This is a genomic window from Caulobacter sp. CCG-8 (genome assembly GCF_037402475.1).
GTDB lineage: Bacteria > Pseudomonadota > Alphaproteobacteria > Caulobacterales > Caulobacteraceae > Caulobacter.
The window spans coordinates 181,158-196,103 of sequence record NZ_JBBEUD010000001.1; the positions used below are offsets into that span (position 1 = coordinate 181,158).

The following is a 14,946-nucleotide window of genomic DNA, read 5'->3' on the forward strand; positions in this document are numbered from 1 at the left end:
ACCTCCGGAGCCGCTAGAAGCGGACCCGGATATCGAGGCCGGCCGATTGAGCGCGGGTCCGGTCGCCGAACTCGCGGTCATAGCTGAAATGCACCGAGACGCGGTCGTCGCCGATCACGTGGAAGTCGACGCCGGCCGTATAGGCGCTGCGGTCCAGGGTCGTGCCGACCCGCGCCGCTTGCGACGTCGGATTGGCGCCGACCAGGCGGAACGGCATCTCGATCCGGTCGGTCGTGTTGAAGAGGCCCCCGACCCGGAACGCCACCGCCGTCTGGCTGCGCACGCCCTGCCGCATCACGAAGCCCAGCGTCACCTCCGGATTGGCCGTACCGATGAACTGGGTGTGCGAAGCGCCACTCGCGCCCAGGCCGCCTAGCCCGCCCTCGGCGAACTTCTGCTGGTGCAGGCCGGTGGCCCAGACGTTCAGCGCCGGACGCACGAACAGCCGGCCGTTCTCGATCACATAGGCGAAGCGCGCGTCGGTGCGCAGATAGCCGCTTTCCGGCTGGGCCTCGGCGCGTCCGGGCCCGAAGACCTCGACCGCGCGCGTGGTGTCCATCCACTGCCAGCCGCCGGACAGCGAGAAGGCCATCTCCGCCGAGCCGTGGGCGTGATCGCTGCGTTTCTTCAGGCCCAGGCCGGCGTTGAAGCCCTGCCCCTCGGCCAGCGAACGCATGTCGTCGACATCGACGCGGTCCAGGCGCTCGTATCCGACCGCCGCGGCCAGCGACCAGTCGCCGGCCAGCGGACGTTCGAAGCCGCCGCGCAGGCGCCCGCCCTCGACCTTGGCGCCGAGGGTCTGGGCGTCGGCCTCGCCGCGTGAGGTCACCCGCTCGATCGTCGTCCAGGCGCATTTGCCGTCCAGGCCCGCGCCAGGACTGGCGCAGTCGAACAGCTGGCTCGAGAAACTGTTGGCCGAGTACAGCTGGCTGCGCAGCGGCGCCAGGTAGGGCTCGGGATTGAGCTCGCCGAAGACCCGCGAATAGATCGCCTCCTGGCCGGCTTCCAGATTGCCGATCAGGGCCATCAGACGGCCCATGCCGCCGGAATCGCCGGCCTCGATGGCCGAATTCATGTGCCGGCCCAGCGCCTGGCCGTTGTCGTTCAGGAAGCCCTGGTCGAAGTGCGGCGTGAAGGCCAGCTGGACGCCGGCCGCCCCCGTCACGACCCGGTAGTCCATCGCCAGGGTGTCGGCGATCTTCAGGCCGTTGTCGACGGCCGAACCGGTCGCGAACAGGGTGACCGGCTTGGCGTCCTGCAGCCAGGTGAGGGTCACCTCGCCCGTGCCGGCCACGCTGGCCGATCCCGTGACGTCCACATGGTCGGACGCATAGGGCCCGAAAGCCACGTCGAAGGCCATGCGACCCGTCGAGGTCTGGACGAAGTCGCCGTCGATCGCGACCGTGTTGATCACCCGCAGCCCGTAATAGGGATTGGCGGCCGGATCGCCGAGATCGTCGTAGTTGGCGAACTGCGCGCCGCCGGCTAGGTCGATCGGCGTACGCGGCGCCGACAGGCCCATCAGGAAGTCGCCGCTGTTGGTGAAGGTCCCGCCCGGGATCGCGGCCGGCGACAGCGAGAAGGCCGCCATGCGGGCCGAGGCCAGGCGCACCGTCGTGGTTTCCCGCAGGACGATCGAATGGGCGGCGATGAAGGTCGCCCCGTCCTGGTTGACGAAACTATTGTCGCCGCCGCCCAGATCGACGTCGCCGACGACCACGCCCAGGTTGTCGACATGGTCGTCGCCGCCCGAAGTCCGGATGGCCAGGTTCGAGGTCGCCGAGACGTGCCCCGTGTTGACCAGGGTGTTGTCGGCCCCGCCGTCGATCACGACGCCCGCGCCCGTTCCCGAGCCGCCGCGCGTCACGCCGCTCAGGCTGATGTCGATGTCGCCCGCGCCGCTGGAGCCCTGGCTCTGGGCGAAGACGGCCACGCCGTCCGCGCCGACCGCCATGATGTCGTCGGCCAAGTTCAGCGAGATCGAACCGCCCGCCCCTTCGCCGCCGGCCGCGCCCTGATGGACGCCGTCCACCCAGCCGCCGCCGCCGCCCAGGCTCTGGACCGCGACGCCGTAGGCGCCCGCCCCCGTCGTCAGCACGCCGCCGGTCTGGGTGAAGGCGATGTCGCCGCCGTCGCCGATATTGTCCTGGTTCAGGCTCACGTCCGTGACGCCGCCGCCCAGCACCGCCCCGCCGCCGCCGCCGATCGATTGCAGCAGCACGCCATGCGCCCCCGCGCCGGCCGTGACGATGACGCCGTCCTGGTCGAGCGTGACGTCGCCGCCGTCGCCCGCCGCGCCCGCGGTCGCGCCCAGGCTCGCCGCGCCGCCGGGGGGACTGGTCAGGTTGACCACGCCGCCGCCCGCGCCGATCGACTGGACCAGCAGACCCGCGGCGTGATCCCCCGTCGTGACGATCGCGCCGTCGAAGCGGGCGGTGACCGCTCCGCCCGAAAGATCCGTGCCGCCGGCCGAGCCCAGGCTCAGGGTCGGGGCGACCGTCGCCGCGTCCGCGCCCGTGACGACCACGTCGGCCACGCCGCCGCCGCCGCCCACGCTCTGCAGGATCGCGCCGGCGCCGAGCGCGCCCGTGGTGGTGATCCGGCCCTGTTGGTCGCGGACCACCGCGCCGCCGCCCTCGTCGGTCCCGTTCCGGCCGCCCAGGGCCACGGACACCGGTCCGACCGACGCGCCCTGCGCCACGTCCACGGTGACCACCGCCCGGCCGCCCCCGCCGCCGATCGACTGGTCCAGCACGCCCGGCGAATGGGCGCCGTTCATCAGGATGTCGCCGGTCTGGCTGTTGTCCAGGTCGCCGCCAAGGTTGCGCGCGCCGTCGATCCCGCCCAGGGCCACGTCCACCGCCAGCGGCATGGCCTCGCCGCCGACCTCGGCCAGCGGGTCGACCGCCAGGGCCGACAGGGTCGACACCTCGTCCTGGGGCGTGGCCGCGACCTCCAGATTGACGCGCAGCACGCCGCCGCCGCCGCCGATCGACTGGTTGAAGATGCCGGCCGCGTTGGCGCCGCCCACCTGGTACGTGCCGCTCGAGACCAGGAACACCGAGCCGGCGTTCATGTCGGTCGCGCCTTCGGCCCCCGCCCGCGCGGAGACCCGCGGATCCGCCGTCGCGGCGGGGTCGTTGGAGCCGCCGATCGGCAAGCCCTTGCGGCCGTAGACCTGCGTGATGTCGAAAGCCAGTTGGCCGCCGCCGCCGTTGATGCTCTGGAGCACGATGGCCTGCGAGCCCTCGCCCAGCGTGGTGATGTCGCCGGACTGGACGACCGCGACCTCGCCGCCCTGGCCGCCGTCACCGGTCCCGACCGCGCCCAGTACGGCGTTGACCAGGCCCGACACGGCGATGACCCCGGCGTCGATCGAGGCCGAGATCGCCGCGCCGGCGTTGCCGCCGCCCCCGCCGATCGACTGGACCACGATCCCGTCGGCGTTGTCGCCCAGGGTGACGATCGAGCCGGCGTTCTCCACCAGCACGTCGCCGCCGTTCCCGCCGTCGCCGCCGATCCCGCCCACCGAGATGGCCGGCGAGGACGTTTCCTTGCCGAAGTCCAATCCCAGGGTCAGCACCATGCCGCCGTTGCCGCCGCCGCCGCCGATCGACTGGGCCAGGACCCCGTGCGCCCCGTCGCCGCTGGTGCCGATGACGCCGTCGTTCCGGACGGTCACCTCGCCGCCGGTGTTGCCCGAGCCGCCCGCGCCGCCGATGTTCAGCGAGGCCGCTGTGGTGCCCTTGCCGCTCGTGATGAGGTTGATCGATCGGATCGAGCTGCCGTTGCCGCCGCCGCCGCCGATCGACTGGGCGAAGATCCCGTAGGACTCCTTGCCCTCGGTGACGATGAGGCCGGACTGCACGTCGTCGGTGACCGGGCGGTTGGTGACGGTGACGTCGCCGCCCGTGCCGCCGGTTCCGCCGGAACCGCCGATGTTCAGGGCCGTGCGCGTCGTCGCGCGGTCGCCGGAGCTGATCGTGGCGCCGTCGTTCATGATCCCGGCGTCGCCGCCGCCGCCGCCGATGCTGTTGGCCGAAACGCCCGACGAATAGTCACCCTGCGTCCAGATCAGCCCGGTGTTGACGACATCGACCGTCCCGCCGGTCCCCCCGGCCCCGCCCGAACCGCCGATATTGATGAAGGCCGAGATCCGCGAGGCGGTCCTGGCGCCGGCGCCGCCCGTGTCGGACGATGAGCTCATCGTCGCGCCGCCCACGCCGCCGCCGCCGCCCACCGATTGGGCTCTTATGCCGTCGGCGAACTGGCCTTCGGTGACGATCTGGCCCGCGTTGACGACATCGACCGCGCCGCCGACGCCGCCCGCGCCGCCCGAACCGCCCAGGGCGATGCTCATGGCGCCGGCCGAAGAGTCGCTCCGGGCGGCCTCCACCGGCCTGGCGATGGTGACGGTCGCCCCGCCCACGCCGCCGCCGCCGCCCACGCTCTGGGCCAGGACGCCGTCGGACCGGTCGCCCGAGGTCCAGACCAGTCCGCTCTGGGTCAGATCGACCGCGCCGCCGTCGCCGCCGGTCCCGCCATCGCCGCCCAGCACGATCTTGCCGGTGAAGGTGCTCATGATCAGGTTCAGCGCCATGCCGCCCGCGCCGCCGCCGCCGCCGACCGACTGGGCCAGCAGGCCGCGGGCCTCGTCGCCGCGCGTGACGACCTGGGCGTCGCTGGTCACCACGATCCGACCGCCGTCGGCGCCCAGGGCGCCTTGCAGGCCGATGGTCATGCCCGCTTCGTAGACCTGTCTTTCGGTGTCGCTGCCGGTTGCGGTCTGAGCCCCGACCGAGATCGCGCCGCTCTTGCCGCCGCCGCCGCCGATCGACTGGGCGTAGAGGCCGCCGGAGCGGTCGCCGGTGGTGTCCAGCGCGCCGCTGATGTCGATAGACAGGTCGCCGCCGGCCCCGCCGGTTCCGCCTTCGCGACCGATCGCGATGGCCAGCTTGTTGCTGGCTCCAAAGGCGAAGTTGCTGTTGAGCATGGCGTTGCCGCCGCCGCCGCCCAGGGACTGCACGATGATCGCGTCAGAATCGTCGCCCTTGGTGACGATCGAGCCGTCCTGCACCAGGGTGATGTCGCCGCCGTCGCCGCCCGAGGTGGGGTCGCCGCCCAGCGCCAGGGCCAGGGCCGTGGTCTTGGGGAAATAGCCGGCGCCGATGTTGTAGTTGGCGTTGCCCCCGCCGCCGCCCTGGGACAGCACCACCAGGCCGTCGGAATTGGCTCCGTCAGTCGAGATGTCGCCGCGGTTGGTCACGTCGACCTCGCCGCCGTCGCCCGAGGCGCCGCCGTTGCCGCCGATGGCCATCGACACCGCGAGGCTCTCGCTGGTCGGGGTGTTGGCGTCCACACCCGCGGTGGAGAGGCCCAGCACAGCGTTGACGCCCGCGTCGCCGCCACCGCCGCCCGTGGACTCCACATAGACGCCGGTCGAGTTGTCGCCGAACGTGACGACCGAGCCGGCCCGGACCTCGTCGTCGTCCAGGTCGCCGCGCACGACGGTGATGTCGCCGCCGTCGCCGGCCGCGCCGCCCGAACCGCCGACGCCGATGGTCAACGGGCTGCCCGACAGCGCCACCACGCCCGTGACGTTGATGCCGCCCGAGCCGCCGCCGCCGCCGATGGCCATGACGGAGACGCCCTTGGCCCCGCCGGTGAAGTCGGCCGAAGCCAGGCTGGTCTTGCCCGCGGCGTCGGTCACGACCTTGGCGTTGACGATCACATCGCCCAGGCTGACCAGCGAGATGTCGCCCGCGTCGGCCCCGACGCCGCCGTTGCCGCCGATGCCGACGCCCAGGGCGTAGCCGCGCTCCTCGCTGCTGCCGTTGGTGGCCGAGAGCGTGACGTTCAGGCCGCCGTCGCCGCCGCCGCCGCCGATCGAGCGCACCAGCACCCCGCCGGCCTCGACGCCCTGGACCCAGACGTCGCCCGTCTGGACCACCGAGACGTCGCCCGCGACGTCGCCGTTGCCGCCGCCGCCGCCCACGCCAAAGGTGATCACCGGCTCCGAGCTGTCGGAACCGCCCTTGATCCCCCCGGCGATGTTGATGCCGCCATCGCCGCCGCCGCCGCCGAGGGACTCGACCAGCAGGCCGCGCGAACGCCAGCCGTGGGCCGAGAGGTCGGCGTCGATCGCCGCCGTGACGTCGCCGCCCTTGCCGCCGCCGCCGCCGAACCCGCCGACGCCCAGCGTGGCCGAGCCGTCCAGCGAAAAGCTGCCCGAGACGTTGATCGCCCCGTTGCCGCCGCCGCCGCCGATGCTCTGGATGGCGACCGCCGATTCCGTGTCGCCCTTAGACGTGATGACGGTGCGCTCGTCCTGCGTGCTCGCGATGGTCGCCGTGACCTCGCCCGCATCGCCGCCGTCGCCGCCGAAGCCGCCGATGCCGATGGCCGCCGCGCGGCCGGCGCTGTCGGAGCCGCCGTTGATCACCAGGTCGCCGGTGACGTTGATCCCGCCCGAGCCGCCGCCGCCGCCCAGCGACTGGACGACGACGCCGCTGGAGCCCATCCCGTCGGTCTCGCCCACGGCCCGACCTTGCGCGTCAAGGACGTAGCCGGTGGTGACGTCCTCGCCGGTCGTGACGCTGCCCGTGATCGTGGCGGTCACGTCGCCCGCATCGCCGCCGCCGCCGCCGAAGCCGCCGACGCCCAGGCCGAGGCCCAGGGAGTCGCTCTCCAGGCTGACCGAGATCGTGCCGGTGACGTTCAGCCCGCCCGAACCGCCCGAGCCGCCCACCGACTGGACGTTGATCCCGTCCGAGCTGTGGCCGTCGGTCTGGGTCGCGCCGGTGAGCGTGGCGGTGACGTCGCCGGCGTCGCCGCCTGCCCCGCCGAAGCCACCCAGCCCCATCGCCACCGTGCCCGCGTCGCCCGAGGCGATGTTGATCGCGCCGGTGACGTTGATCGCCCCCGCGCCGCCGCCGCCGCCCAGCGACTGGATCAGCGCGCCGATGGCGTCGTCGCCCTCGGTATGGATGTCGCCCGTGAGGCTGGCGGTCACCGCCGCCCCGTCGCCGCCGCCGCCGCCGAACCCGCCGACGCCCACGCCGATCAGGCCGCTCTGCACCTCGGCCGCCGTCACCGACAGGCCGCCGGTGACGTTCATGCCGCCCACGCCGCCGCCGCCGCCCTGGCTGACCACGGCCACGGCGCCCGCGCCCCGGCCCTTGGTGTGGACGTCGCCCGTCAGATCGGCGAGCACCGCCCCGGCGTCGCCGCCGCCGCCGCCCAGGCCGCCGACCCCGACCAGGACCGAGGCCGCGTCGGTGGCGATCGTCACCCCGCCGGTGACGTTGAAGCCGCCCGCCCCGCCGCCACCGCCCTGGCTCTGCACCAGAACGCCCGTGGCCTTGGCGCCCTGGGTGGACACGTCGCCGACGATCGTCGCCGACACCGCGCCGGCGTCGCCGCCGTCGCCGCCCGAACCGCCGATCCCAACGCCGACGTTGTGGGCCGTGTCGGCCGCGATCGACAGCTGGCCCGCGATGTCGAAGCCGCCCGAACCGCCCCCGCCGCCCACGCTCTGGGCCACCACGCCGCGCGAGCCGTAACCCTTGGTGTAGGCCGCATAGTTGGAGTCGCGCGTCCCCGAGGCCGCGTTGCTGGCCATGACCAGGGTCACCTCGCCGCCCGAGCCGCCGTCGCCGCCAGAGCCTCCGACGCCCACGCCGATATTGGTCGCCGCGTCGGCGGTGATCGACATCTGGCCGGTGACGTTGAAGCCGCCCGAACCGCCCCCGCCGCCCACGCTCTGGGCCATGACGCCGTCGCTGTCGCCGCCCTCGGTCAGGATCTGGCCGATGATGTCGAGGTCGACGCTCCCGCCGTCGCCGCCGCCGCCGCCGGAGCCGCCGACGCCCACGCCGATCGCGGCGCCGCCGGCCGTGGCGATCGTGGTCGTGCCGGTGACGTTGAACGCCCCGGCCCCCCCGCCGCCGCCCACGCTCTGGGCGGTGACGCCGGCCGAGCCGCCGCCCGCCGTCTCGACGTCGCCGTGGACGGTCGCCTGGACGGTTCCGCCGTCGCCGCCGTCGCCGCCCGAACCGCCGACGCCCACCGCGACGCTGGCGCCCGACTGGCCGGTGACCGACAGCGCGCCCGCGATGTCGAAGCCGCCCGAACCGCCGCCGCCGCCGGTGCTCTGGGCCAGCACCCCGCGCGAGGCCGCACCCTCGGTGTGGGCCAGGACGCCGCTGTCGCCGGTCCCCGAGGCCAGTTGGCTGGAGGCCGTCAGGGTCACCGCCGCGCCGTCGCCGCCGCCGCCGCCCGAACCACCGACGCCAACGCTGGCGCCGCCGCCGCTACCGGTCGACGCATTGACCGTACCCGAGACGTTGAAGCCGCCGTCGCCGCCGCCGCCGCCCAGGCTCTGGGCCACGATGGCGTCGCTGAATCCGCCCTGGGTCGAGGCTCCGCCGGCGACCTCCAGCGACACCGCGCCGCCGTCGCCGCCGTCACCGCCCGAACCGCCGACGCCCACCGAGACCGTGGCCGCCGAACCGCCCGAGGCGCTGAGGCCGCCCGCCACGTCGAAGCCGCCGTCCCCGCCGCCGCCGCCCACGCTCTGGGCCTTGATCGCGAAGGCCCGCTGGCCCTCGGTCGTGACCAGGCCGGTCAGGGCGGCGGTCACCGCCCCGCCGTCGCCGCCGCCGCCGCCCGAGCCGCCGACTCCCACGCTGACCGCGCCCGCCACCGAGCCCGAAGCGCCCAACGCGCCCGAGACATTGAAGCCGCCGCTGCCGCCACCGCCGCCGACGCTCTGGGCCAGCACGCCGTGCGAAAGGTCGCCCTGGGTCTGGATGTCGCCGGTGATCGTGGCCAGCACGTCGCCGGCCGAACCGCCGCCGCCGCCCGAGCCCCCGACGCCGACACTGACCGCGCCGCCGCCGTCGCCCGCCGCGCCGAGAGCTCCGGCCACGTTGAAGCCGCCATTGCCGCCGCCGCCGCCCACGCTCTGGGCGGTCACCGCGTCGGCGTCGCCGCCATAGGTGACCGCGGCCCAGGTGGCTTCGGGATCGCCGCCCGCCGCCGCGCCGCTCTTCATCGTCAGGGTCACGTCGTCGGCCGCGCCGCCGCCGCCGCCCGAACCGCCCACGCCCACGCTGGCCGCGAAGGCCGCCGTGCCGCTGACGCTGAGATCGCCCGAGACGTTGAAGCCGCCGTCGCCGCCGCCGCCGCCCGTGCTCTGGGCCAGGACCGCCTCGGCGCCCTCGCCGAAGGTCAGCACCACGCCGTTGACGCCCAGCTTCACCTTGCCGCCCGAACCGCCGCTTCCGCCCGAGCCGCCCAGGCCCACGCTGGCCGCCCCGCCGATCCCGCCGCTCAGGGCCGCGTCGGCGCTGATGTTGAACGCGCCCGAACCGCCGCCGCCGCCCACGCTCTGGGCCACGACGCCCGCCGAGTCGTCGCCCAGGGTAGCGACGACGCCATCGACCTGGGCCTCGACCGCGCCGCCGGCCCCACCGCCGCCGCCCGAGCCGCCCAGGCCCACGCCGAGCGAGGCCGCGCCCGTGCCCGATGCGGCCAGCGCGCCTGAAATGTCGATCCCGCCCGAACCGCCGCCGCCGCCCACCGACTGCACGACCACCGCGTCGGAGCGATCGCCCAGGGTGGTGATCAGGCCCGACAAGGTGGCCTTGACCGTTCCGCCCGCGCCGCCCTGACCGCCCGAGCCGCCCAGGCCCACGGTCAGGGCGTTGGCCGAGGCGATCTCGGCCGAGGCCGCGCCGGAAATGTTGAACCCGCCGCTGCCGCCGCCCCCGCCCACGCTCTGGGCCAGGAAGCCGCCGGACTGGTCGCCCTCTGTGTGGATATTGTGGGCTGAGGCCTCGACCGCGCCGCCGTCACCGCCGCCGCCGCCCGAACCGCCCAGGCCGACCGCAACGGCCAGGCCGCCGCCCGCGCCGATATCGACGCCGCCGCTGATGTTGAACCCGCCCGAGCCGCCGCCGCCGCCCACGCTCTGCACGATCACGCCGACCGATTGGTCGCCATAGGTGACCACGTCGTCGCCGATGTCGGCGACCGCGCCGGCCCCGTCGCCGCCGCCGCCGCCCGCGCCGCCCAGGCCCACGCCGATCGTCCCGCCGTTGGTGGCCGACAACGACAGCGCGCCCGAGACGTTGAAGCCCCCGCTGCCGCCGCCGCCGCCCACGCTCTGCACCAGCACGCCCACCGACTGGTCGCCGCCGGTAGTGACCACGCCGCCCGTGGACCCGTAGGCGTCGCCGCCGTCGCCGCCGCCGCCGCCCACGCCGCCGACCCCGACACCGATCGCCGCGCCGGACACCGCCGCGGACAGGGACCCGGCCACGGCGAAGCCCCCCGCCCCGCCGCCGCCGCCCACCGACTGCACCACCAGGCCCGTCGAACGGTCTCCCGAGGTCGTGATGTCGCCCCCGACATAGCCCGACACCGAACCGGCGGCGCCGCCCGAGCCCCCGGAACCGCCGACGCCGGCCGAACCCGCGCCGGTGTCGCCCGACGACACAGCCATCGCGCCGCTGATTGCATAGCCGCCGTCGCCGCCGCCGCCGCCCACCGACTGGATCAACGCCCCCTTGGAGTCGTTTTTGTGCGTGGTGATCTTCCCCTCGAACGCCGCGCCGACCGCGCCGCCGTCGCCGCCCGAGCCGCCTTGCCCGCCCACGCCCACCGACGCGGCCACCGCCGCCGCGACGCCGCCCGCGCCGGAAAAGGCCAGGGCGTAGCCGCCGGTCCCGCCGCCGCCGCCCACCGACTGGGCCACCAGGCCGGTCGAGAACCGTCCGTCGGTGTCGATCGAGCCGCCCGAGAGGATGTCGACCTGGCCGCCGTCGCCGCCGCCGCCGCCTTGGCCGCCGATCCCGACCGCGAACGCCGCGCCCGCCGGTTGGCTGGCCGCGACGGCCAGGCTCAGGGCGTAGCCGCCCGCCCCGCCGCCGCCGCCCACGCTCTGGGCGAAGATCCCTTCGGCGTTGTCGCCCTTGGTGGTGATGCTGGCCTCGCCCTCGATCCAGACCGCGCCGCCCTTGCCGCCGACCGAGCCGTCGCCGCCGATCGCCGCGCTGGCGCCGGCGCCGTAGCCCACCGTCAGGGCGCTGGCGAAGCCGCCCGCGCCGCCGCCGCCGCCCACCGACTGGGCGAAGATCCCGCGCGAGCGGTCGCCCTCCGTGTCGATGGTCGGGTCGACGCTCACCGTGCTCCCGCCGACATTGAGCGAGATCGGGACCAGGTTGACCCTCACCGCGCCGCCGTCGCCGCCGCTGGCGCCCTGGCCGCCGATCGCCGCCCCGGCGAACACCGAGATCGACGACGCCGTGCCCCCGCTGCCGCCGCCGCCGCCGATCGACTCGGCGAAGATGCCGTTGGAGTCGTCGCCCTTGGTGTGGATCGCCCCGCCGTGCGTGACCGTCACCGAGCCCGACTTGCCGCCGATGTTGCCCGAGCCGCCGATGGTCAGGAACACCCCGCCCGACGAGCCGCCGTCGCCGCCGCCCCCGCCGATCGACTGGGCCTGGATGGCGCTGGAATGGTCGCCGGACGTGTTGATGGCGCCCGTGTTGCTCACCGACACGTCGCCGCCGTCGGCCGCCGCGCCGCCGTTGCCGCCCAGCGAGACCAGGCCGCCCGCGTCACTGCCCGCCCCGCCGCCGCCGCCGATCGACTGGGCCAGGACGCCGCGCGCGAAGTCGCCCTCGGTGGTGATCCAGCCGGCGTTCTGGACGGTCACCGTCCCGCCGTCGCCGCCCGAGCCGCCCTTGGCGCCCAGGGCGACCAGGCCGATCGAATACCCCCCCGCCCCGCCCCCGCCGCCGATCGACTGGGCCATGATGCCCGTCGCGCCCTTGCCGTAGGTGTGGATCGACGAACCGGAACCAGTGACCACCGTCACCGTCCCGCCGTCGCCGCCGGCCCCGGCCACCGTGTCGCCCAGCGAAACGATGCCCGCGCCGTCGCCCGCCGAGCCGCCCGAGCCGCCGATCGACTGGGCGATGATCCCGTAGGCGTCGTAGCCGCTGATGTCCTCGCCGGCGGCGTTGAAGTCCCAGCCGGACTCGTCGCCCGTGACGATGGCCCCGTCGTTCTCGACATAGACGCCGCCGGCGTTGCCGCCGGTGCTGCCCGACGCGGCGCCGGCCACGATGCCGTAGCTGGAGCCGCCCGTGCCCGCGCCGCCACCCAGGCTCTGGGCCGAGATGCCCGCCGAGCCGTAGCCGACCGTGTGCAGATAGCCGCTGTTGTAGACCCGCACGTCGCCGGACTCGGCGGCCGCGCCGCTGACCGCGCCGTCGCTCAGGCCGTAGCCGTCGCCGCCGTTGCCGCCCGTGCCGGCCCGGCTCTGGGCGAAGATCGCCGCCGCGCCCTTGCCGGTGGTCACCACCTGGGCCTGGTTGATCAGATCGACGTCGCCGCCGGCGCCGGCCTTGCCGCCCCGCCCGCTGATCACATAGCCGTAGCCGTTGCCGCCCGTGCCGCCGCTGCCGCCCTGGCTGAGGGCGAAGATGCCGGCCAGCTTGTCCGTCGCGGTCTTGATCGGACCGTCGGCGGCGTAGACGGTCGCGGTGACGGTCTGGCCGTTGCCGCCGTCGCCGCCGTTGCCCGGCTCCTTGCCCACGGTGACGCAGCCGAACCAGCCGAAGCAGATGCGCACGCCGCCGCCGTCGGCGCCGTTCTTGCCGTTGGCGCCGATGCTGGAGAAGATCCGGTTCCCGATGTCGCCCGCGCCGCCCCAAGAGGTCAGGGCGCCGTTCGGGTCGGTGGAGCCGGTGGAGCCGGCCGGCGGGTTGACCAGCGGCGTGACCAGGTCGAACGCGACAACGTTGTTGGACGCGTCCTTGACCTTCAGCTTGGGATGGGCGGGATCGGTGTTGTCGACCGACTCCACGGTGTAGGTCTTGCTGGTCCCCGCGGGGTCCGGGGTGCCGTCGTCGGGATGGTTCCCCGTGCCCTGGTCGGCGACGGTGAAGGTGGTGCCCGCCGCCATCGGCACGAGGATCAGGTTGCCGCTTTCGGTGCGGACCGTGATCGCGTTGACGATCTCGGCGATCTCTTCCTGCTGGCCGGTGGCCGGGTTCGTGATCAGGTCGTCGACGTGATAGGCGGCCGTCGGGTTCGGCGGCGGCGCGGGATCGGCCGCCGCCAGGGTCGGCGCGGCCGCCGCGACCATCGCGGTCACGGCCACGGCCAGGCGGCGCAGCTCGCGGCTCAGCCGCTTGCCGATCGTGTTCCGTCGGCCCAGGGGCGCGACGTCGGGCGCGGCGATCTCGCCATCGGCCTCGACGGGGATCGGCGCCAGCCGTTCGGCCAGGATCAGGAAGCCGTCGTGCAGCGCGATCAGGTCGCGATTGCGGCTCTGCGACAGCAGGCCGGCGATTTCGAGGACCTGGGTTCGCGCCGAGGCGCGGTCGGCGTTCGGCAGGTCGCGCGCGGCGGCCAGCTTTTCCAGCCCGCGCAGCATCAAGGCGATCTTGGCGCACGCCGCCTTGGGAGCCGCGGCCACGCCCGGCACGGCGTCGTTCTCGTTCTCGGGCGTCGGCGCTTGCACTGTCTCTACCTTTTGTCGCGCTTAGGAATCTTCCGCCGGCGCGCACGGCGGGAAGCGGTCCGTCGACACGCTTCGTCTTCAGGGATTGGGTGGAGTCGGTCCTGCCGTCGGTCGCGAGGCTCAGGACCGCGACCTTGGACGCAGCCTCCGCGTCGGCTTGCGCGGGAGCTCAGGCGCAAGTGTTTGCGAGGCGACCATCTTGGCGACGCTCAGTACTGGGGCGGGCGAACCCAGGAGCGGATTGTTGCTAAGGCCAAAGCGTTCCCCCACAAAAGTGTTGACTGAATTTAACTACTTGTGGTTACGCGAGTTGGCATGCTTCAGCTTACCCATTGCGTGTTTTTTTCGGTGACACCGGAGTCCAGCCGTCGCGCCCGCCCCGGGCGGCGGGCGTGAGCACGGCGTCGCCGACATCGGCCCCCGCGGGGGCGGCCCAAGACCTCCAGCCGTGGGAGGTCGCCCGGGCGTCCCTCCACTACATCCGCGACATCGTGCGGATCACCCGGGGCGACCGCCATTTCCTCGACGCCCTGATCTTCACCGTCGCGCTCGACGCGAACATGACGCCGGTGACCCGGGACCGCAGCCTGCTGGCCGCCTATGGCGGCGCGGAAGTCTCCACGCCCGACGAACTTCGGCGCCCCGTCAGCATCAACGCGGTGGCCACGTCACTGCGGCTGCCCTTGGAGACCGTGCGACGGCGCTTCCTCAACATGTCCCGCGACGGCCTCTGCGTGATCGGCCCGCAAGGCGTGATCATCCCGCGCGCGGCGGTGACCTCGGCCGTCTACCTGGCCGAGCAGCGCGCCCGCTTCGACCGCACCCGCGGCTTCTATCAGACGATGCAGGCCGGGGGCGCCTTGCCGGACCGGGCGGCGCGCGAGGCCTCGCCGGCGACGGGCGAACCGCTGGTGCGGGCCGCCAACTGGGCGGTCTCGGAATACGCGCTGCGGATCTGTGGCGAGCTGGTCGCCCTCACGGGCAATGTCGTGAGCAGCATCGTCCTGCTGGACCTGGTGCTGGCCAATATCGACCAACTGCCGCCGTCGGCTCTGCCCGACTGGGGTCGTGATCCCGAGCACTTCGGGCGGCCGGTCAGGATCGGGGCGCTGGCGGGTCCGCTGCGGGTTTCCGGCGAGACCATCCGGCGGCACCTTCTGACCTTGGAGACGCTCGGCTTCTGTCGTCGCAGATCAGGCGGTCTGGTCGCGGTCGCGCCCGACTCCGCCCGGCCGCAACTGATGCGCATCGTCGAGACCAACAGGACCAACAGCGCACGCCTGTTCACCCGTCTGGGCCAGCTGGGCGTCCTCGACGGCTGGGACGCTGCGATCGCCTAGAGCGTTCGCGTTTCCCCCGACCCGGCTCGGCGATCCTGCCCTGCCGCCCGGATCGATCGCCGCATCTGG

At 74.2% G+C, this 14,946-nt stretch carries 2 protein-coding genes; one reads left to right on the forward strand and one right to left on the reverse strand.

Annotated elements, in window-relative coordinates:
- Nucleotides 1-13 precede the first annotated feature (13 nt).
- Nucleotides 14-13,537 (reverse strand): autotransporter outer membrane beta-barrel domain-containing protein, encoded by a 13,524-nt coding sequence (locus WAE60_RS00705; protein WP_337684390.1) that lies wholly within the window; start codon nucleotides 13,535-13,537, stop codon nucleotides 14-16.
- A gap of 392 nt (nucleotides 13,538-13,929) precedes the next feature.
- On the opposite strand from WAE60_RS00705, the gene WAE60_RS00710 reads away from it, so the two are divergent.
- Nucleotides 13,930-14,877, forward strand: a complete 948-nt coding sequence (locus WAE60_RS00710) for a DeoR family transcriptional regulator (RefSeq protein WP_337684391.1) — start codon at nucleotides 13,930-13,932, stop codon at nucleotides 14,875-14,877.
- Nucleotides 14,878-14,946: the final 69 nt, after the last annotated feature.